Genomic DNA, 22,271 nt, shown 5'->3' on the forward strand with positions numbered 1-22,271 from the left:
ATCAATCAATTAAATACAATTTATAAAACATAAATGTAATTGTTAATAGATTTGTTTTGATTGTTAAATAGCAGTTCGTAATGACATTAATGTTTCATTACTTTTATTTTCCCTAAAACACCCATAAAATAAGCCCTTGCCGCATTTAAACTGACCAAAACAAGAGTAAACAGATGATTGAAGTTGCATTATACGAACCTGAGATTCCACCAAATACCGGAAATATTATCCGCCTGTGCGCTAATACAGGCTGTGTATTGCATTTAATTGAACCACTTGGTTTTGATTTAGATGAGAAAAAAGTAAGACGTGCTGGACTTGATTACCATGAAATGACCAATGTTCATATCCACAAAGATTACGATACCTTCTTACAAGCTGTTGAAGGTAAGCGTTTACTAGCTTGTACCACTAAAACCACGACGTACCACCATAATGCCAACTTTCAAGATGGTGATGTATTGTTATTTGGTCCAGAAACTCGGGGTTTGCCTGCGAGCATATTAGATGCATTACCACTACAACAAAAATTGCGTATCCCAATGCGCGCAGATAGCCGCTCAATGAACTTATCTAATGCAGTATCTGTATTTGTCTATGAAGCATGGCGTCAACTAGACTTCCCAGGGGCAGTTTAAACTAACCTAAACCAAACAAGGTAAGTAAGCACTTACCTTTCACTCACTTACTATCTCGGCTCTAACAGCTGTACTAATAACTGTGCGGTTCTTTGCCCTCTAAATTCATTCACATCTAGACTATATACACAGAACACTTTTTTCACCGAAAGATTAGGCCAAACTTCTGGATCGATATTAAAGGCAATGGCATCAATTAACTTTCCTTGGTGCTCTAACATCATTTTAAGATGTTTTTGGCCAACGATACGTTGTTGTTTTAATTCGAATACACCATCAAATACAGGCGCAGGGAAACCTTGCCCCCAAGGCCCCGCGTCACGTAGCTCTTGCGCAATACATAAATCTAATTGATCCGGCGTTAATTGCCCGTCAGATAAAATAACATTTTGTAATAGGTGCTCCTCCACTTGTTCTGCTAATACTTTATTTAAGGTGTCATTAAACAGCGTAAAGTCTGTCTCCAATAAGCTCAGCCCTGCCGCCATCGCATGCCCACCAAACTTTAAAATCACGCCTGGAATCGTTTTATCAACCACATCCAACATATCGCGAATATGTACGCCAGGAATAGAGCGGGCAGAGCCTTTAATTTCACCGTCGTTAGCGCGGGCAAAAGCAAAGGTTGGGCGGTAATACCTTTCTTTAATGCGTGATGCGACTAGCCCAATGACACCTTGATGCCAATCAGCTTCAAATAAACATAAGGCTAACGGTAAGTTATCTTGATCAATGGACAGCTTTTGCAAATTAGCGAGTGCTTCCTGCTGCATACTTTGCTCTATCTCACGGCGAGACACATTTAAACCATCCAACTCTGTCGCTAAGGTATTTGCATGCAATGGGTCATCGCATAATAACAGTTCCACACCATGGCTCATCTCATCCAAACGCCCTGCCGCATTTAACCTTGGACCTAATGAGAAACCTAAATCTGTTGCCACCAGCTGTTGTTGGTTGCGTTTTGCAACTTGAATTAATGCGCTAATGCCAGGACGGCAATATCCAGCTCTGATACGCGCTAAACCTTGATGTACTAACGTACGGTTATTAGCATCTAATTTCACGACATCAGCCACAGTGCCTAACGCGACTATGTCTAAGAAATTTGCCAAATTAGGCGCAGGGTATTGTGTAAAACAGCCTTTTTCTTGCATTAGCGAGCGCAGTGCTAACATTACATAAAATGCCACACCAACCCCGGCTAAGTTTTTACTAGGAAAGTCACAGCCAACTTGGTTTGGGTTAACAATGGCATCGGCAATTGGGGTTTCTTCCCCAGGTAAGTGGTGATCGGTAACCAATACCTTAATGCCAAGCTTGTTAGCATGCGCAACACCACTAATACTAGAAATCCCATTATCTACTGTCATTAGCAGTTCAGCGCCCTGCTGCACTGCTAAATCAACAATTTCAGGGCTTAAACCATAGCCGTAATCAAAGCGATTAGGTACAAGATAATCCACCTGTTGAAAGCCCAACGCTCGCAATGACAAGACACTTAATGCAGTACTAGTTGCACCATCGGCATCAAAATCCCCAACAATAATAATTTTTTGTTGTGCTACATAAGCCTCGTATAACAAGTTACACGCGTCACTCATCCCCTTTAATTGGTTGGCATGAATCAAGGTTTTAGTGCTGTTATCTAATTCAGTATTATCGGTAATACCACGACTTGCATAAAGCTTGGTTAATAGAGGTGAGCAAGATAATGACAATATGCTATCGTCACATTGAAGCGGGCGTTGTTGAACTTGTGTTTTATTAATTTCTAGAGACATAAAAACTGCACGATAAGGAATTATCAATGCAGTTTACAAATAGCTGATGTACTAGTCTATTTTTTTTGCTCTAATACTTGCAGTAAACGTTCTGGTGGTAAGTAACCCGGCATAGCCGTACCATCTTCTAGGAAGATAGTTGGTGTTCCTGTGATACCTAATGCGACGCCTAGATCATATTGTTCTTTCACTGTGTTATCACAAGTCACAGGCTCAATGTTACGACGTTTTTTAGCGTCATCCATTGCACCTTTACGATCCTCTGAACACCATACTGATACCATAGTATGATAAGCATTTGAGTTAACGCCACCACGTGGGAAAGCTAAATAACGCACTGTAATGCCTAGGTCATTATACTCTTGCATTTGTGAATGCAATTTCTGACAGTAAGCGCAACTAGTATCAGAGAAAACAGTAATGACATGTTTTTCATCATCAGCTTTGTAAATGATCATATCTTTTTCAAAGTCTTTGATTTTTGCAAAGTGTTCTGCACTATTTGCTTTACGCACTTCATCAACTTTAGCGCTAGTTAAGTTATTCATGCCATTATCTAAATCATAGATATCGCCATTTAATAAAAACTGACCGTCTTCACTAATGTAATAGATAGCACCTTGGCTAACAATTTCATATAACCCTTTAACAGGCGACTCATCGATAGAGTCCACTTCTACTTTTAATGATTGTAACTTTTTAGTAAGTAGTTCGTTCACTTCTGGTGAAATAGCCGCAAAGCTATTGGTGCTAAGTAGCATCCCAGCAACTAATGCACCTACCGTTTTTTTAACGTTCAATATGGACATCATGACCCCTGAAAAATTAAATTAAAGACGATTGATTATGCCTATCTTAATAACTAATGTGAATGCCTTTATATCTCATATTAGCCTCTGTGATAAATCACCTCTGTGCGACTTTAGTATAAGAACACCATTAATTAAGCACGAGGGTGATGTTCTTCATGTAATAGTTTTAACCTATCTTTTGCAATATGTGTATAGATTTGCGTTGTCGATAAATCACTATGGCCTAACAGCATTTGTACAACACGCAAATCAGCACCATAGTTCAACAGATGTGTTGCAAAAGCATGGCGTAATACATGTGGTGATAAGGCTTCTTTGTCTATGCCTGCTAATTGCGCATAATGTTTAATACGATGCCAAAAGGTTTGCCTTACCATTTGTGTACCACGACGGCTTGGAAACAACACGTCGCTACTCTGGCCGGACAATAACACTGAGCGCATCTCTTCGATATAACACTCTAACCAATATACTGACTCTTCTCCCAATGGCACTAATCGGGTTTTGTTGCCTTTACCAGTAATTCGGATCACGCCCTGTTTTAGGTTAATCTCTTCCATGGTTAAACCGACTAACTCTGTGACACGTAAGCCCGTTGCGTATAACACCTCTAACATCGCCTTATCTCTGAATTGAATCGGATCCCCCAATTCTGGTGCTGCAAGTAATGCATCCACTTCAGATTCCGATAATGATTTGGGTAAAGGTTTCACGATTTTAGGGCTTTCTAACTTAGCACTTGGATCATCTTCGCGTATTTTTTCACGACATAAATACTGGTAATAACGACGAACAGCACTCATCAAACGTGCTGTAGAGGTGCTTTTATAATCTATCTCCCCTTTTAACCTATTCTCAAAGTAATCACTGAGTTGACGTGCTGTTGCATCACTTAATGTGGCATTGTGTTTAGCGAGGTATAATTCAACTAAAGAGAGATCATGACGATACGAATCCAGCGTATTTTTAGATAATCCACGCTCTAACCACAGTGAATCTAAAAATTGTTCGATGCTTAATACTTCCATTCCTACTGCCTTAACGGTAAATTAGCGCCTCTTTTATTTTTCTTCAAAAGGTCGCATATGAAAATCGGTTTATTTTATGGCTCTAGCACTTGTTACACAGAAATCGCTGCAGAAAAAATTCAAGCAGAGCTAGGCGAATCATTAGTGGACCTATTTAACATAAAAGATGAGGGATTAAGCAAGGTAAATGATTACGATATTCTCATTTTAGGCATTTCTACGTGGGATTTTGGCGAACTTCAAGAAGATTGGGGTAAGTTATGGGATCAAATCGACGGCTTAACTGTCAATGGGAAAATTGTCGCTATTTTTGGTTTAGGCGATCAAGATGGTTATAGCGAATGGTTTGTAGATGCAGTAGGTATGCTACATGATAAATTATTACCACAACAACCTAGGTTTATTGGTTACTGGCCCGTTGAAGGCTATCAGTTTGATGCTTCTAAAGCACTCACAGAGGATGGCCAATACTTTGTTGGTTTAGCCTTAGATGAAGATACACAATACGAACTAAGCGACCAACGTATTAGTGAGTGGTGTTTGCAGATCTTAGAAGAGATACAAGAATTATTATAAAATACCTATTCAAGTCATTCTGTAATAGAAATACAAACTGAAAACGATCAAGTAACAGCGTGATACATTGCAGCTATATAACTGCATAACAGCGCTGTTAACCTTCACTCCATATAATACTGCATAGTTTAAACCTTATTTTTCAAAAACTTATAAAACCCTATTTCTAAGAAAATTAATATTGCATAATCAGTTTCCATCATTGAATAGAAGCTATCCGCGCTACATATTTTTACACTTATCTGACCTTATTATCATTGTTATCTTATTTTTATGTAATTAAATTTCAATATCGTAACTCTCCTGATCCAGATCAATCACCTCTATCCCACTTTGGTTAAGCTACAAATATAAAATTTATGAACATTATTTAACCTAATTCTAGTGACGAGCACTACCGAAAAAGTTTAAATTTAACCAGAGTAAAGGAGTACCTCCTCAATGCCAAAAAACAACAAAACCAAGAGCTATAAAGATCTGCACAAGCCAGCCAGCGAGTTTGCCTCAAGAGCAGATTATCTAAATCATGAATTACAAATCATGAAACCACGTCGTTATCGATTAAACCTACCGGGGCGAGACTTCAATTTTGAATGGGAAGATCTCGTACCAGCAGTAGCAGGCACTATTGGTATCATTGCTATGTACTCAGCAGTAATGATGTCATGGGCAGATGGCCTAACAGAGCAATGGGCACATATCACCCTAGGAAAAGACTTCGCTATTGAAGTCGCTCGTGTAGAGATGTTAATACCAGCCTTTCTCTTCTGTATTGTTGCCTCTGGTTTTGTAAACCCTAAAGCAAATTTAGCAGGTAACCATGGACCAATGATTCCGCTAATAGGAGCTATTGCACTTGCTGGAGCACACCCGCTAGCATTAGCTATATTGCTAGGTATTTTTGGCTTATTACTAAGTTACTTTAAAGGCGGATCTAAACTAGTGAACCTCACCAGTGAAGGCGTTGCCGGTGGATTATTAGTCTTTTTAGGCTTTACTGGTGCATTCAGTCAAATAGGTCAAATTCAAGACTGGGCTAAAGGTTTAGCATCGGCAGATGTGGCTACAGGCAGTATGGGTTACATTGGGCTAGTCGTACTCGCTGCCAATATTGTTTTATATGCCATTCTAGCCAAAATAAACAAACGTTGGCTAGCTATCCCAGCTTGTGCCATCACAGGCCTACTTATTGCCCTAGCTTTTGGTGCAGGATTCGACTTAACCTTTGAAACAGAAATGGGATTGCCTAATTTAAACCCTGTTTATTGGTGGGGAAGTACGACTGAAGGTTGGATGTTAGGTTTACCTAATCTAGAGCACTTTATCGCCTCTTTACCTTTTGCTATTTTAGCCGTGGCGATGTGGTCTCCGGACTTTTTAGGGCACCGTATATTTCAAGAGTTGAACTACCCAAAAGACACTGAAGAAGTATTAATGGATGTCGATGATACGATGACCATGTGTTCAGTTCGTCAAATGGTGGGTACTGCAGTGGGTGGTGGTAATATCACCTCTTCATGGGGGACTTATATGATTCCAGCGGCCATTGCTAAACGCCCTATTCCAGCTGGCTCTATTATCCTAGGTAGCTTGGTGATGCTAATTGCATTCTTGGGCTTCCCAATGGATATTGCAGTTTGGCCTCCAGTAATGCGTATCGCGTTATTGGTGGGTGTTTTCCTACCGCTACTAGAAGCAGGTATGCAGATGATTAAAAATACTAAAGACTCTCAAGCTGCGGGTATTTGTATCTTTACTGCTGCGGTATTTAATCCTGTCTTAGCTTGGGCTTTAACCATGTTACTTGATAATAACGGTTTAATTGGTGATAAAGAGCGTGCTAAACGTTTATCATTTTTAGATAAGGTGATTATTCCAGGCTCGGTATTAATCGTGTGCTTTATTGCTATGGTCGCTGTAGGTATGTTTGAAAAACAATATGGTTTACCTGCTTTATTATAAAGCTTATTAACTACACACAGAAAAGGCGCTGTTCATAGCGCCTTTTTTATACCCCAATTTCACTCAATAAAAATGCAGATTAACCTAAACCACTTACACAGCGTTAACCTAGGATGCCTTAATATCAACAACCAAGTCCGGTGAAATTTGTTGTAATGATATGAGTAACTCATGCTGCTCAAAGTGCTGTGCAGTTGAAATTTGAAAGTGACTGGTAAACACTGTTTCACCAATGCCTGGTACACCAATACGATTACATTCCATATTTTGCACTTGTAGCTCATAGTCATTTAAAACAGATGAAATATCCCTTACTAACCCTAATCTATCTTTTGCATCAATAGTCACTGAAAAGTGCTTAACTTGCTGCGGTTCCACTAAAGGAATCACTTCCCAGCTGACATTCAAGCCTAACTGCTTAATTTCATTGATCAGTATTTCAAGGTACAGCTGATCAAGTTCGACTTTAATTAATCCAGCCATCATGTTGTCGATATGGTTGATTTTACTGTTTAACCACTTACCTTCTAAAGCATGTGTTTTTTCCGATAAAATATTCACTAAATTAAATTGATACTGACCTGTGATCGTCAATAGTATTTGATTGTTCATATGAATTAGCTCCTTTAGTTTTATTTAAACAACAAGTTTTCACTATTATCACTGGTTCAATTCCCCACTTCTCTGACCTCAAACATAAAAAACACAATATTGTTAATGCTGAAGGGCTTTAATCGTTATTAATAAACACGATGTAAAAGAAAACTGTAATTTTATTACAAGTCTACGTACAAGTTGATGTGAATCAATTTTTGAAAATCAGCCTTTGCTAAACTAGTAACTAATCCATCACGGGGTAACTTCTAAGATGCAAATAGACAACAGAACAAACAAGCTTCTAGCTTATCAAATGACCAACCAATACAGCGCAACTGCTGACCAAGCATGCCAGCATTTTTTATCTGACTCTTATATTACGCTGATGTTGAAGCCACTTATTGTTCTGTTATTTACCATCATTTGCATTGCCCTAGGACAAACAAATTCTAACTATTTTTTTAATCACTAACGGTAAAGGTAAAGCTTTATGACTAAATTAAACGAAGCATTTGAATCAGCATGGGAAGGTTTTGCAGGCGAAACATGGAAAACTGAAGTCAACGTGCGCGATTTTATCCAACAAAACTACACACCATTTGAAGGTGATGAAAGTTTTCTAGCAGATGCGACTAAAGCAACAGATGAGCTTTGGGAAAATGTAATGGTGGGCATTAAACAGGAAAATGCAACGCATGCGCCTGTTGATTTCGATACGGATGTTGTTTCTACTATTACCGCACATGACGCTGGCTACATTAACAAAGACCTAGAAACAATCGTGGGCCTACAAACTGAAAAACCATTAAAACGTGCGCTTATCCCGAACGGCGGTATTCGTATGATCGATGGATCTTGTAAAGTGTACGGTAAAGAACTAGATGACGGTATTCGTACTATCTACTCTGAATACCGTAAAACGCATAACCAAGGTGTATTTGATGTTTACACTGGCGATATTCTTAAATGTCGTAAATCAGGTGTGTTAACAGGTTTACCTGATGCCTACGGTCGTGGTCGTATCATTGGTGATTACCGTCGTGTTGCTTTATACGGCATCGACTTCCTAATGGCAGAAAAAGCAGCACAGCATAAAAGCTTAGAAGCAGAACTGATCGCTGGGACTTCATTAGAAGACACCATGAAACTGCGTGAAGAGATTTTTGAGCAATACCGTGCACTTGACCAAATGAAAGTAATGGCTGCTAAATATGGTTCCGATATTTCAGGTCCAGCGACTAGTGCCAAAGAAGCAATTCAGTGGACTTATTTTGGTTACCTAGCGGCAATTAAATCACAAAATGGCGCAGCAATGTCATTTGGCCGTACTGCTTCATTCTTAGATATCTACATCGAAAAAGATCTTAAAGCAGGTCTAATCACAGAAACAGATGCACAAGAATTAATTGACCACTTAGTAATGAAACTACGTATGGTTCGTTTCTTACGTACGCCTGAGTACGATGACCTATTCTCTGGTGACCCAATTTGGGCAACTGAATCAATCGGTGGTATGGGTGTTGATGGTCGTACATTAGTGACTAAAAACTGCTTCCGTTTTTTACATACTCAATACACTATGGGTCCTTCTCCAGAGCCAAACATTACTGTTTTATGGTCTGAAGATTTACCAATTAACTTCAAAAAATACTGTGCAAAAGTATCTATCGATACTTCATCTATCCAGTATGAAAATGATGACTTAATGCGTACTGACTTCGATAACGATGATTATGCAATTGCTTGTTGTGTATCTCCAATGATTGTTGGTAAACAGATGCAATTCTTTGGTGCACGTGCCAACTTAGCAAAAACACTTCTGTACGCAATTAACGGCGGCGTTGATGAAAAATCTAAAATGCAAGTGGGTCCTAAAACATTGCCAGCGATCACTTCTGAGGTATTAGATTACAATGAAGTTTACTCAAACCTTGATCACTTCATGGACTGGTTAGCAGAGCAATACGTGACAGCACTTAACTGTATTCACTACATGCACGACAAATACAGCTATGAAGCAGCATTAATGGCACTTCATGACCGTGATGTTTCTCGTACAATGGCTTGTGGTATTGCAGGGCTTTCAATTGCAGCCGATTCATTAGCAGCTATTAAATACGCAAAAGTTAAACCTATTCGTGACGAAGATGGTATTGCAACTGACTTTGAAATTGAAGGTGATTACCCTAAATTTGGTAACAATGATCCACGTGTTGATGATATTGCATGTGAATTAGTTGAAACTTTCATGAAGAAAATCAAATCACGTCCAATGTACCGCAATGCACGTGCAACACAATCAATCCTTACTATTACTTCTAATGTTGTATACGGTAAGAAAACAGGTAACACACCAGACGGTCGTCGCGCAGGTATGCCATTTGCACCAGGTGCAAACCCAATGCACGGACGTGATGAAAAAGGTGCAGTTGCCTCATTAACATCAGTTTCTAAACTACCGTTTGCTTACGCACAGGATGGTATCTCTTACACATTCTCTATCGTACCAAACGCACTGGGTAAAACCGATGATTCACAAAAATCAAACCTAGCAGGTTTAATGGATGGTTACTTTAAACACACACCAGACATTGAAGGTGGCCAACATTTAAATGTAAATGTAATGAACCGTGACATGCTACTAGATGCGATGGAAAACCCTGATAAATATCCACAGTTAACGATTCGTGTTTCTGGTTACGCAGTACGCTTTAATTCATTAACTGCAGAGCAAAAACAGGACGTTATTACACGTACCTTTACTGCTAGCCTGTAACTCTCAATTTGTATTTGTAGAGAGTAAGATAACGGGCTAACCTTTCAAAGGTTTCATCTTAACGGGTGAAACCTTTATTTTTACCATTAACCAAATATTATTTAACTGTTCTTTTCCATCAAATTGAATAAGTATGAGCAATATTAAGAGCACAATTAAATAATTTATTTTAGAGGTAACTTTATGCCAGTGACTGGTCGAGTACATTCAATTGAAACCTGTGGCACCGTTGACGGGCCAGGCATTCGCTTTATCATTTTTTTACAAGGTTGCCTAATGCGTTGCCAGTATTGTCATAATCGCGACACTTGGGATACCGAAGGCGGCAAAGAGATGACTGTCGACGAACTCATGAAAGAACTATTACAGTATCGCCACTTTATGAATGCATCAGGCGGAGGGATCACTATTTCCGGTGGCGAAGCCATGTTACAACCTGAATTTGTACAAGCTATGTTTGAAGCTTGCCGTTTAGAAGGCATTCACACTTGTTTAGACACTAATGGATTTGTACGTAAAATTGATGATAGAACCAAAAAAATCTTAGACAGTACCGACCTGGTACTGTTAGATATAAAACAGATGGATAACAAAAAGCATATCGACCTCACTCATGTGAGTAATAAATACACCTTAGAGTTTGCTCAGTATTTGGCTGACCATAATCAAGCGGTGTATTTACGTTATGTCGTTGTACCGGGTATAACCGATAGCCTAGAGGATGCACATGCATTAGGTAAATTCATTCAACCAATGAAAAATATAGAGAAGATTGAAATGTTGCCTTATCACGAATTAGGTCGACATAAATGGATTGAGATGGGTGAAATATATCCACTAGAAGGAGTTCACCCTCCAACCAAAGAGGTCATGACAGCGGTACAACAAGTCTTATTAGAATATCATCCGAGCGTTATTTTTTAACAAAATACTCACCCATATCCATCTCCTACTTTTATCTCACTTGTTAAGGCAGTTTGTACTGCCTTTATGTTAAGCTTAGCTTTTTTGATTGAGCAGTAACATTATGACCTCTTTTATTTGCCCGCTTTGCCAAACCCCCTTTACACGAACCAACAACACACAAGTTTGTGAAAATAACCATCACTTTGATATTGCGAAAGAAGGTTATTTAAATCTACTGCCCGTGCAGTCTAAAAGCTCTAAGAACCCCGGTGATAATCAAGAGATGATGATAGCAAGACGTGCATTTCTTAATACTGATGGTTACTTACCTTTAGCCAATAAAGTCGCAGAGGTCAGTAAGCATTATTTGGCGGGTAACGAGCAAGCACGTATTTTAGATCTCGGTTGTGGGGAAGGTTATTACACCAATATCATCAAAGAAAAATTGCCAAACTATGACCTATGTGGTGTAGATATTTCTAAAGTAGCAGTACGTTATGCAGCAAAACGCTATAAAAGTATCGATTTCTGTGTCGCTAGTGCTTACCAGATTCCACTAGCAGATGACACACTAGACTTAATGATCCGTATCTATGCGCCTTCAAAAGCTGAAGAACTTCAGAGATTAATCAAGAAAAACTGTTATTTAATTACAGTAACACCTGCGCCACGTCACTTATATCAACTAAGAGAAGTCATTTATGAACAAATAAATGCACATGCTGAAGACAATGAAGCGGTTAATGGTTTTAGCAAAATAGAGAAAATAGGCTTAAATTACACACTAGAAATTGAAAGTTCACAGCAATTAAAAGACCTGATTAACATGACTCCCTTTGCTTGGAAGTTCACAAAAGAGAAATTAGATAAACTACTAAATCAATCAAAATGGCAAATTGAATGCGACTTCAATATTGAAATATTTCAAAAAGATTAAATTAATTCATTATTGTAGAGAAAATTATCGCCACCTTTTTTAAAGCCTCTATTAAGTAACTTTGCTAGGTCAATAAATCGAGGCTTATCGACCATTACCTGTTGACCAGATTGTTTACCATTAACAACTTCAATAATTTCCACATACCAAGCAAACAGTGATGGTGAAAGGGTTTGCTGTGATCTTTTACCTAACCATAATAAACAATGAATAGGTAAACCAATCAAAAACAGGATAAAAGTAGCGGTACTCGGCCAAGAAAAATAAGTAGGCAACAGGATATAAAGTGAGGCAACAAAGACGATAAAAATAGGAAATATTTTAATCAATAGCTGCGTATAACAAACCATTTTACTATCAATAAATAATGAATATAGGCAACTTTGTTTAGGCCAAGTCTTTAAATATTGATCACCTTTTTTTACTAAATCAAAAAATATAAACAATGCAACTCTCCTTAAAAAAGATTAGACCTTTATCCCATAAATAACATTCCGCTTAATTGAACAAAAAATATTCAAATTTTAATTGATTTGGAATAGTTTTTAGCAAATTGTTATTTGTAATTTTATTACATACGGGTAAAATTACCAATATAACTTAATGTGAGCAAGGTCAACGAATGCTGAGTACTAATTAAGTTGTACCTAATCATTATATACTAGCTTAATATCAGGCTTTGGTTTGATATTTTTTGTTAATTCTTTACTGAATGGAATTTTTTCATGAGCAATAAATTAGTCCTTGTACTTAACTGTGGTAGTTCTTCGCTTAAATTTGCTGTTATTAATGCAAACAATGGTGATGAAATCATCAGTGGCTTAGCAGAATGTTTTAACCTTCCTGATGCACGCATCAAATGGAAATTTGATGGTAAGAAGGAGTCAGCTAAACTTCCTGAGAACAGTGCTCACTCTGCAGCGATTAGCTTCATCGTTGAAGAAGTAGTCAACAAAGTTGAAGGTCTAGCAGAGCAATTTATTGCTGTTGGGCATCGTATCGTTCACGGTGGTGAAAAGTTCACTCAATCTGTGATTATCGATGACGCAGTATTAGAAGGTATTGAAGAGTGTGCATCACTTGCACCTCTACACAACCCAGCTCATATCTTAGGTATTAAAGCAGCACAAGAAGCTTTCCCTTCTTTACAACAAGTTGCTGTATTTGATACTGCTTTCCATCAATCAATGCCAGCTAAAGCATTCCTATACGCTTTACCTTACAACCTATACAAAGAATCTCATATTCGTCGTTACGGCATGCACGGTACTAGCCACTTATTCGTGACTGGCGAAGCAGCTAAAGTATTAAACAAACCAGTATCTGAAACTAACATTATCTCTGCTCACTTAGGTAATGGCGCATCAGTTGCGGCTATTAAAAACGGTAAATCAGTTGATACAAGCATGGGGATGACTCCACTTGCTGGTCTAGTAATGGGAACACGTTGTGGTGATATTGACCCAAGTATCATTGAGCACCTAGTTGAACGTAAAGGTTACAGCCTGAAAGGTGTAATGGATATGTTACAAAAACAAAGTGGTCTATTAGGTATTTCTGGCCTATCTAGTGACTGTCGTGATATCGAAGATAACTACAAAGAAGGTCATGAAGGTGCAACACTAGCTATCGAAATGTTCTGCTACCGTCTAGCTAAATACATTGCTTCTTACGCTGTACCACTAGGCCGTATCGATGCAATCGTATTCACTGGTGGTATCGGTGAGAACTCTGACATCATTCGTGAAAAAGTATTAGACCTACTGACTATCTTTGGTTACAAAGTCGATGCAGAGAAAAACAAAATTGCATTATTCGGTACTCAAGGTGTCATCACTGCTGAAGATTCACCTATCGCAATGGTTATCCCAACTAATGAAGAATGGGTTATCGCACAAGATTCTGCTGCATTAGTATCAGCATAATTACCACTAATTTTTAAAGGGAGTCTATACTCCCTTTTTTTGATCTTATAAAAGGAAAGCTCATGGCACGTACAATAATGCTTATCCCAATCGGGGCTGGTGTTGGTGTTACTTCAGTTAGTCTTGGTATGGTTCGCGCAATGGAGCGTCAAGGCGTTGCAGTTAACTTCTTCAAACCAATTGCTCAACCTCGTCAAGGTGACCACGGTACAGAACGTTCAACAACGACTCTACGTAACTCATGCAACATCCTACCTCCTGAACCTTTTGCAATGAAATACGCTGAAAACCTTATTTCTTCAGGTCGCACTTCAGAATTGCTTGAAAATATTGTTGAGCGTTTCCGTGAAGGCACTAAAGACAGCGATGTAATTATCGTTGAGGGTTTAGTACCTACTGATAAACACCAGTTTGCCAATAGTGTTAACTACAGTATTGCTAAAGCACTAGGTGCAGAGATGGTATTTGTTACTCATCCAAGTAACGATACCTCTCAACAATTGAAAGAGCGCATGGAAATTGCAGTTTCTTCATTTGGTGGTAAAGACAATGAGCGTATTGCCGGTTGCATCATTAATAAAGTGGGCGCGCCAATTGATGAAAATGATAAAACAGGTATGGATATCACAGAGATGTTCGACATTCCTGAAGCAAGCATTAATAACAATCTTGAAGTGTTACAAATGTTTAGCAAAAGCCCATTGCCAATCTTAGGTTGCATTCCATGGAGTGCTGAACTAATTGCCCCTCGTGTTAAAGATTTAGCCGTTCACTTAGAAGCAAAAATCTTAAATGCAGGCGATTTAGAAAACCGTCGTTTACACTCTGTTACTTTCTGCGCACGCTCTATTCCAAACATGGTTGAGCACTTTAAAGCAGGCTCAATGCTAGTGACTTCTGGCGACCGTAGTGATGTAATTATTGCAGCTTGTTTAGCAGTAATGAATGGCATGAAGATCGGTTGTTTATTATTGACGGGTGATTACACACCTGAAGAAGAAGTAATTAAACTGTGTCAAAGTGCAATGGATGCGGGTTTACCTATTCTATTGATTAAAAGTAACACATGGCAAACAGCTCAACGTTTACAGAACTTCAACATGGAAATTCCAGTTGACGATCTAGAGCGTATTGAAAAAGTACAAGAGTACATCGCAAGCCACATTGATAAACACTGGTTAAACACGTTAACTGAAGATTCTTCATTATCACGTCGTTTATCACCACCAGCATTCCGTTACCATTTAACAGAGTTAGCACGTAAAGCAAACCAACGCATCGTGTTACCTGAAGGTGAAGAGCCACGTACTATCCAAGCAGCAGTTATCTGTGCGCAACGTGGTATCGCTAAACCTGTATTACTAGGTAACCCAGAAGAGATCCACCGCATCGCAACACAACAAGGTATTGTTGTGACAGATGAAGTTGAAATCGTAAATCCTGTTGATGTGATTGAGCAATATGTAGCGCCTATGGTTGCATTACGTAAAGGCAAAGGTTTAACAGAAGTTGTAGCACGTGAACAACTGCAAGACACAGTAGTACTAGGTACTATGATGTTAGCGGAAAATGAAGTAGCAGGTCTAGTATCTGGTGCAGTTCATACTACAGCAAACACAATCCGCCCTGCTTTACAGCTAATCAAAACAGCTCCAGGTGCGAGTTTAGTATCTTCAATCTTCTTCATGCTATTGCCTGATCAAGTATTGGTATACGGTGACTGTGCAATCAACCCAGACCCAACAGCTGACCAATTAGCTGATATCGCTATTCAATCAGCTGACTCAGCGATTGCCTTTGGTATTGATCCTAAAGTAGCGATGATCAGTTACTCTACAGGTAACTCAGGTGCAGGTTCAGATGTTGAGAAAGTACGTGAAGCAACTAAGATTGCACAAGAGCGTCGTCCAGACTTATTAATCGACGGCCCTCTACAATACGATGCAGCTGTGATGGAAAATGTAGCGAAGAGCAAAGCGCCAGACTCTAAAGTAGCTGGTCAAGCAACCGTATTTATCTTCCCTGACTTGAACACAGGTAATACAACGTACAAAGCGGTACAACGTAGTGCTAACTTAATCAGTATTGGTCCAATGCTACAAGGTATGCGCAAACCTGTTAATGACTTGTCTCGTGGAGCATTAGTAGACGATATTGTTTACACCATTGCACTTACAGCAATTCAAGCAACACAAGCTAGTGAAAAAGCGGCGTTAATCGAAGGTTAATCTTTACTTAACAAGCTAACCACAACATTAAAGCCCCGTTTAACTACTAAAGTTAAACGGGGCTTTTTATTATCTAAACGATTATCTAAACGATTATCTAAACGATTATCTAAACGATTATCTAAACAGTCATCTTAAATAACTTTACAGGAGGGAATAACTAATCAGTTTGTCCTCTTTATAATACTTACCACACAGAAGTGAGTGATTTTAACCAGTAAAATAAATCAGCAAGTTAATGGAATTGGTATTATGTCACGGAGAGATACAATGAAATATTTTTTATGTACCAGCCTAATGATCATCAGCTTGTTTGCACAAGCTAAGCAAGCTACTAGCGATTTAGGTTACACCATGCAAATTCCTGATAGTTGGTCGCCACTAACAGGGCCAGAAATAAAAGCGAATCCTGATCTTTTTAATTTCGATCAAATAGAAGGCATTCCACCAGCATTGTTAGAGCAGGTTATACCAGTTATCCAATCTGGCAATATGGCTCTTTATTTTATTCCCAATAATACAGAGGATGCTGTAAGTAGCTTTACCGATAACATTAATGTCATGAAGCAAGTAGGGAGTGTACCTAATAATGCCAATGAGCTTGCTGAAGTCTGTGCCAGTGCAAAATCAGAGCTAAGCAGTCTCTTTCAACGCGACATTACACTCTATGAGTGTAAACAAACTGAAGTGATAGGTAGAAATGCTCTGTATGCTAAATTTGATGGAGGCTTAGAAGGCACTGTCTCTATGCAATATCATATTTCCCTGTCTGAAAACGTCTTCTTAATGTTTACCGCAACAGCTAAAGTTGATACTTACAAAAACCTGGAGAATGCATTCAATCAAGCGATTAACACTGTCAGTATTAAATAACTCGCTGTACTTGTAAGTTCATTGATAACAAAATAAATAAGCTATAAAAAAATAAATAAGCTATAAAAAAGAAGCGATATGCGCTCCTTTTAAATACAACTTAAAATATATCTACTACACAGGCTGTAATGTCACTAGCACGCATTTTAAGCCTTTATCGGGTTCAATATTAATAAATTCACTCGGTGGTTTTATGATATCGATAACTTTAGCTTGAGGGCAATGCTCAGCAAGTGAATCGGTAATAAATTGGAAATCCAAATCAGGGCTATTTAGGCATAATAATGCCTGTCCGCCATCCTTTAACAATTCAGGTAAACGGCGCATAATTTTAGGGTAATCACGCTTAATATTAACACTCCCCTTCTGCAAAGAAGGCGGATCAGCGACAATAATATCGTAAGGTCCTAAACGCTTAACCTTGCCCCAAGACTTGAATAAGTCATGTCCCAAGTATTTTACTTTATCTAAATCATGGCCATTTAAACGATGGTTATCACGCCCTACCGCCAATGCCGCTTTACTCATATCTAAATTAACGACTTGCTCTGCGCCACCTGCAATGGCAGCAGCAGAAAAAGCACAGGTATAAGAGAATAAGTTAAGTACTCGTTTACCTTCACTATGTTCTTTTAACCAAGTTCGACCATTTTTCATATCCAAAAAAATACCGTAGTTTTGGTTTTTTCCTAGGCTGATTTTGTAAGATAAACCATTTTCATCGGCAGTATAATCCGTGAACTCTTCACCGTATAAAACAAAGGTAGGCGCAAGTTCACGACAACGAAACTGCACTTGGATACTTTCTACAGTAAAACCTCTGTTGTTTAACTCTGCTAATAGACATTCACTTAAATTAGCCAACCATTGGTCACTTTCTTCTTTATAAAGAATAATCAGAGCAACTGGTGATAACCAATCAATATTGAAATGTTGGTACTCAGGGTAATTAAACCCTCGGCCGTGAAATAAACGCGCCATCTCTTTCTCTTGCCCTGCTTTTATTTCAGGGAAATGCATTTTTTCTAGCAATGCTGTAAACATATTATTTTTCTTCTTTATTAGTAACGTTAACTAAACTCTCTGACACTGTATTTTGTGATTCAGCATCTATTTTGTCTTGATCGATATTTTCTAGCACTTCAACCTCTTCATCAGAGCTTAATAAAATAGCAACCCAACGCCCATCTTCACTGCTCTCTAAGGCAATCTTTAAAATCATGGTTAATGGTACAGATAAAAGCATGCCAACCATACCCAATAACCAGCCCCAGAATATTAATGATAGAAATACCACTAAAGTTGATAAGCCTAAACTACGCCCCATAAAGCGGGGTTCAACCAAATTCCCCATGATCATATTCACACTCACAAACAACCCGACTACAACCGAAGCATAACCCGCTCCAAGTTGTAAAAATGTTAATATCACCGCAGGTACAGCTGAGATGATTGAACCAATATTAGGAATATAATTAAGAAGGAATGCTAGCAAAGCCCACAACACATAAAACTGCACACCAATTGCCCATAACACGCAGCCAATGATCAAACCTGTTGCCAAACTGACTAGCGTTTTAATTGCCATATATTGGTTAACCATTTTTAAAAAATGGTCTAGCTTTTTATCTGTTTCCGCGGAATCATTAAAGGCCATATGCAGCTTTTTAGTAAATACCTTGCCTTCCGCTAACATAAATACCACGGTTAATAGCAGCAGAAAGATATTACCCAGTACACTACTGAAACCACTTAAAGTAGAGGTTACTAAGTTCATCACTTTACTTGGATCAAAATAGCTCCCAACCTCATCCATAGACAAAGCAATATCATGTCCAGCTAACCACTCGACAAGCCAATTTACCTGCTCAGTGAGCTGTGCTTCATAAGTGGGAATAGCTTTTCTAAAGTCATTTACAGCAGCACCAATTACACCTCCTAAGACGATGAAAAGAGAGAAAATGGTGGCAATAACTAATGTAATCGCCAATCCTCTTGGTAGTTTTTTAGACTCCAGATAATTAATCGCAGGGTTACAAATAATTGCCACAAATAAAGACAATAAAAAAGGAACAACAATCGGAGCAGCCACTTTTATCCCAGCTAAAGAGATAACCAAAGCAGAACAATACAGCGCGGTGCGAGCTGCTGTAGAAGTATTAACCATATTGCACTTTCCTTAATAGATTTGGTTGTAAATAAGGTTATTAGCGCTAAGTATAATGGATAGACTAACAATAATAACTAAGAATTTAACCACCTGAAATATAAACATATTATATTACTAATAAGCCTGTTTTAGAGGCATTTTTCCGATTAAAAAACACTTTTAGTAATAAGTGACCTAAATCTCTTTAAAAATAATAACAATCCGCACATTAAAGTGATCCTGATCAATATGAGAATCCCCATTCTTCCTATAATCAAATTGAAAGTTATTTACTAAGTCTGTTTTTACCAAGTCACCTTAATAAAGCACTTTTAAAGATTTTAAATTTATTAAACTTTGGAGAAATATATGACTGTAAGCAATGTCACTGAACTAAATGCAATGGTTGCTCGAGTGAAAGCAGCACAAAAAGAATTTGCTAGCTACTCACAGGAGCAAGTTGACAAAATTTTCCGCGCCGCTTCATTAGCCGCATCTACAGCACGTATCGAACTTGCTAAAATGGCAGCGACTGAATCAGGCATGGGTATTATGGAAGATAAAGTGATCAAAAACCACTTCGCTTCTGAATTCATTTACAACAAATACAAAGATGAATTAACCTGTGGAGTGATTGACCGCAACGAAGAAGGCGGCACTATCACGATCGCAGAGCCTGTTGGTATCGTGTGTGCAATTGTACCAACTACGAACCCGACCTCTACAGCCATCTTTAAAGCATTAATTTGCCTTAAAACTCGTAATGGTTGTATCTTCTCTCCACATCCTCGTGCAAAAAATGCAACAAACTATGCAGCAAAAGTAGTATTAGACGCAGCAATAAAAGCAGGTGCTCCAAAAGACATTATTGGTTGGATTGACGTACCATCAGTTGAACTTTCAAACGCATTAATGAAGCATGACGATATCAACCTGATTTTAGCAACAGGTGGTCCTGGTATGGTTAAAGCAGCTTACTCTTCAGGTAAACCAGCTATCGGTGTAGGCGCAGGTAATACGCCAGTTGTAATCGATGAAACTGCTGATATCAAACGTGCTGTTTCTTCAATCTTAATGTCTAAAACATTCGATAACGGTGTTATCTGTGCTTCTGAGCAAGCAGCGATTGTAGTTGAATCAATCTACGACGAAGTGAAAGCACGTTTTGCAAAATACGGTGCAGCAGTATTAAACAAAGCAGATGCAGAGAAAGTGCGCAAAGTATTAATCATCGATGGTGCACTAAACGCTAAAATCGTAGGTCAACCAGCATACAAAATTGCAGCATTAGCCGGCGTTAAAGTACCAACATCAACTAAAATCCTAATCGGTGAAGGCTTAGAAGCATCTTGGGATGATGAGTTTGCACACGAAAAACTATCTCCTACATTAGGTCTATTTAAAGCAAAAGACTTTGAAGATGCAGTGCGTCAAGCAGGTATCGTATTAGACATAGGTGGTGTTGGTCATACATCAGTACTTTATACTGACCAAGATGCCAACGCAGATCGTATCGCTTACTTTGGCGATAAAATGAAAACAGCACGTATCTTAGTAAACACACCTTCTTCTCATGGTGGTATTGGTGACCTTTACAACTTTGAATTAGCGCCTTCTTTAACACTAGGTTGTGGTTCATGGGGTGGTAATGCCATTTCTGAAAACGTAGGTCCAAAACACCTTATCAATAAGAAAATTGTTGCGAAGAGAGCTGAAAATATGTTGTGGCATAAACTACCAAAATCAATCTACTTCCGCCGCGGCTGTTTACCAGTTGCAATGACTGACCTTGAAGGCAAAAAACGTGCGCTAATCGTGACTGACCGCTTCCTATTCAATAACGGTTACATCGACGACTTACGTAGCATCTTAAAAGAAAAAGGTATGGAAGTTGAAGTATTTCATGAAGTCGAAGCGGATCCAACATTAGCGGTTGTTAAAGCGGGTGCAGCAGCATGTTTAAGCTACCAACCAGATGTAATTTTAGCCGTTGGCGGTGGTTCTCCAATGGATGCAGCTAAAATCATGTGGGTAATGTACGAGCACCCAGAAACTGACTTTGAAGATTTATCAATGCGCTTTATGGATATCCGTAAACGTATCTACAAATTCCCTAAAATGGGGTCAAAAGCCGAGTTAGTATGTATCACAACTACATCTGGTACAGGTTCTGAAGTCACACCATTTGCGGTTGTTACCGATGAAAAAACTGGTCAAAAATACCCATTAGCAGATTACGAGCTAACACCAAACATGGCGATTGTTGACGCTAACCTAGTCATGGATATGCCTAAATCTTTATGTGCATTCGGTGGTTACGACGCAGTAACTCACGCAATGGAAGCTTACGTGTCAGTACTAGCAAATGAATACTCTGACGGTCATGCTTTACAAGCACTTAAAATGTTAAAAGAGTACTTACCAAGCTCTTACAAAAACGGCAAGAAAGACCCAATTGCACGTGAGAAAGTACATAACGCAGCAACAATCGCAGGTATGTCATTTGCCAATGCATTCCTAGGTGTTTGTCACTCAATGGCGCACAAACTAGGTGCTGAGTTCCACATTCCACACGGTTTAGCGAATGCGTTATTAATCTCGAATACAATTCGTTACAACGCAACCAATAACCCAACTAAACAAACTGCATTCTCACAGTACGATCGCCCTAAAGCACGTGCTCGTTATGCAGAAGTAGCTGCACACTTGGGCTTCATTGAAGGTAACACTGAAGATAAACTAAATGCTCTACTAAACTGGTTAGAAGAGTTAAAAGTTGCATTGGACATTCCTTTATCAATCCAAGCGGCAGGTGTAAACGAAGCTGAGTTTATGGCTAAAGTAGATGAGCTAGCAGAGCATGCATTTGATGACCAATGTACAGGTGCAAACCCACGTTACCCATTAATCGCAGAGCTAAAAGAAGTATTAATCGCTTCTTACTACGGTAAAGCTTACGCAGATGTTGTAGACGCACCTGAAGTTGAAGTAAAAGCAGAAGTAAAAGAAGAGAAAAAAGTAGCAGCTAAAAAAGTGAAAGAATTAGTTAGCTAATCAACTCCCTTCAAACAACCTTATCA

17 protein-coding genes are annotated in these 22,271 nt (G+C 38.7%); 10 read left to right on the forward strand and 7 right to left on the reverse strand.

The features are described from left to right. The first annotated feature begins 173 nt into the window (after positions 1-173). Positions 174-638, forward strand: coding sequence for a tRNA (uridine(34)/cytosine(34)/5-carboxymethylaminomethyluridine(34)-2'-O)-methyltransferase TrmL (gene trmL, locus AC0L3W_RS10085; RefSeq protein WP_409438977.1), 465 nt, complete (start codon positions 174-176; stop codon positions 636-638). A 50-nt stretch (positions 639-688) separates the two neighbouring features. Here the strand turns inward: trmL and recJ are convergent, their stop codons facing one another. The 3 genes from recJ to xerD form a co-directional block, all read right to left on the reverse strand. Beyond that, the gene (recJ, locus tag AC0L3W_RS10090; RefSeq protein WP_409438976.1) at positions 689-2,422 is read right to left on the reverse strand and encodes a single-stranded-DNA-specific exonuclease RecJ; all 1,734 of its coding nucleotides are present in this window, start codon (positions 2,420-2,422) and stop codon (positions 689-691) included. A 56-nt stretch (positions 2,423-2,478) separates the two neighbouring features. Further along, positions 2,479-3,234: a bifunctional protein-disulfide isomerase/oxidoreductase DsbC gene (gene dsbC / locus AC0L3W_RS10095; RefSeq protein WP_290041160.1), complete on the reverse strand. Its 756-nt coding sequence runs from the start codon at positions 3,232-3,234 to the stop codon at positions 2,479-2,481. 131 nt (positions 3,235-3,365) lie between these two features. Beyond that, positions 3,366-4,262, reverse strand: a complete 897-nt coding sequence (gene xerD / locus AC0L3W_RS10100; RefSeq protein ID WP_409438975.1) for a site-specific tyrosine recombinase XerD — start codon at positions 4,260-4,262, stop codon at positions 3,366-3,368. A gap of 57 nt (positions 4,263-4,319) precedes the next feature. Here xerD and fldB point away from each other — a divergent pair, with 57 nt between their 5' ends. Both fldB and AC0L3W_RS10110 read left to right on the forward strand, forming a co-directional pair. Then, entirely contained in the window at positions 4,320-4,838 is a 519-nt protein-coding gene (fldB, locus tag AC0L3W_RS10105; protein WP_290041163.1) for a flavodoxin FldB, read from the forward strand. 441 nt (positions 4,839-5,279) lie between these two features. After that, the gene (locus tag AC0L3W_RS10110; RefSeq protein WP_409438974.1) at positions 5,280-6,800 is read left to right on the forward strand and encodes a DUF3360 family protein; all 1,521 of its coding nucleotides are present in this window, start codon (positions 5,280-5,282) and stop codon (positions 6,798-6,800) included. Between the two features lie 108 nt (positions 6,801-6,908). Here AC0L3W_RS10110 and AC0L3W_RS10115 read toward each other — a convergent pair whose 3' ends face one another. Further along, positions 6,909-7,412: a glycine cleavage system transcriptional repressor gene (locus AC0L3W_RS10115; protein WP_409438973.1), complete on the reverse strand. Its 504-nt coding sequence runs from the start codon at positions 7,410-7,412 to the stop codon at positions 6,909-6,911. A gap of 475 nt (positions 7,413-7,887) precedes the next feature. Between AC0L3W_RS10115 and pflB the strand changes: the two genes are divergently transcribed. The 3 genes from pflB to rlmA all read left to right on the forward strand — a co-directional run bounded on the left by pflB (position 7,888) and on the right by rlmA (position 12,016). Further along, the gene (gene pflB, locus AC0L3W_RS10120) at positions 7,888-10,173 is read left to right on the forward strand and encodes a formate C-acetyltransferase (RefSeq protein ID WP_290041169.1); all 2,286 of its coding nucleotides are present in this window, start codon (positions 7,888-7,890) and stop codon (positions 10,171-10,173) included. 183 nt (positions 10,174-10,356) lie between these two features. Further along, positions 10,357-11,097, forward strand: a complete 741-nt coding sequence (gene pflA, locus AC0L3W_RS10125) for a pyruvate formate lyase 1-activating protein (RefSeq protein ID WP_290041171.1) — start codon at positions 10,357-10,359, stop codon at positions 11,095-11,097. A 103-nt stretch (positions 11,098-11,200) separates the two neighbouring features. Beyond that, positions 11,201-12,016: a 23S rRNA (guanine(745)-N(1))-methyltransferase gene (gene rlmA / locus AC0L3W_RS10130; protein WP_409438972.1), complete on the forward strand. Its 816-nt coding sequence runs from the start codon at positions 11,201-11,203 to the stop codon at positions 12,014-12,016. On the opposite strand, the gene yfbV is transcribed toward rlmA, so the two are convergent. Continuing rightward, entirely contained in the window at positions 12,013-12,462 is a 450-nt protein-coding gene (gene yfbV / locus AC0L3W_RS10135) for a terminus macrodomain insulation protein YfbV (protein WP_290041176.1), read from the reverse strand. The two genes, rlmA and yfbV, sit on opposite strands and share 4 nt — an antisense overlap. A gap of 279 nt (positions 12,463-12,741) precedes the next feature. Between yfbV and AC0L3W_RS10140 the strand changes: the two genes are divergently transcribed. The 3 genes from AC0L3W_RS10140 to AC0L3W_RS10150 all read left to right on the forward strand — a co-directional run bounded on the left by AC0L3W_RS10140 (position 12,742) and on the right by AC0L3W_RS10150 (position 17,042). Then, on the forward strand, positions 12,742-13,941 hold the full coding sequence (locus tag AC0L3W_RS10140) for an acetate kinase (RefSeq protein ID WP_290041178.1): 1,200 nt from the start codon (positions 12,742-12,744) through the stop codon (positions 13,939-13,941). Between the two features lie 62 nt (positions 13,942-14,003). Beyond that, positions 14,004-16,169 carry a phosphate acetyltransferase gene (pta, locus tag AC0L3W_RS10145; protein ID WP_290041179.1) on the forward strand — a complete coding sequence of 722 codons (2,166 nt, stop codon included), beginning with the start codon at positions 14,004-14,006 and terminating at the stop codon, positions 16,167-16,169. Positions 16,170-16,439: 270 nt separating this feature from the next. After that, positions 16,440-17,042: a hypothetical protein gene (locus AC0L3W_RS10150; protein ID WP_409438971.1), complete on the forward strand. Its 603-nt coding sequence runs from the start codon at positions 16,440-16,442 to the stop codon at positions 17,040-17,042. Between the two features lie 114 nt (positions 17,043-17,156). On the opposite strand, the gene AC0L3W_RS10155 is transcribed toward AC0L3W_RS10150, so the two are convergent. After that, complete coding sequence (locus tag AC0L3W_RS10155; protein WP_290041183.1) at positions 17,157-18,086, reverse strand: class I SAM-dependent methyltransferase; 930 nt, start codon at positions 18,084-18,086, stop codon at positions 17,157-17,159. A 1-nt stretch (position 18,087) separates the two neighbouring features. Beyond that, complete coding sequence (locus AC0L3W_RS10160) at positions 18,088-19,209, reverse strand: AI-2E family transporter (protein ID WP_290041185.1); 1,122 nt, start codon at positions 19,207-19,209, stop codon at positions 18,088-18,090. A 351-nt stretch (positions 19,210-19,560) separates the two neighbouring features. Here AC0L3W_RS10160 and adhE point away from each other — a divergent pair, with 351 nt between their 5' ends. Continuing rightward, positions 19,561-22,245, forward strand: coding sequence for a bifunctional acetaldehyde-CoA/alcohol dehydrogenase (gene adhE, locus AC0L3W_RS10165; protein ID WP_290041187.1), 2,685 nt, complete (start codon positions 19,561-19,563; stop codon positions 22,243-22,245). The last annotated feature ends 26 nt before the right edge of the window (positions 22,246-22,271 follow it).

This window comes from Psychromonas sp. KJ10-5 (genome assembly GCF_055808325.1).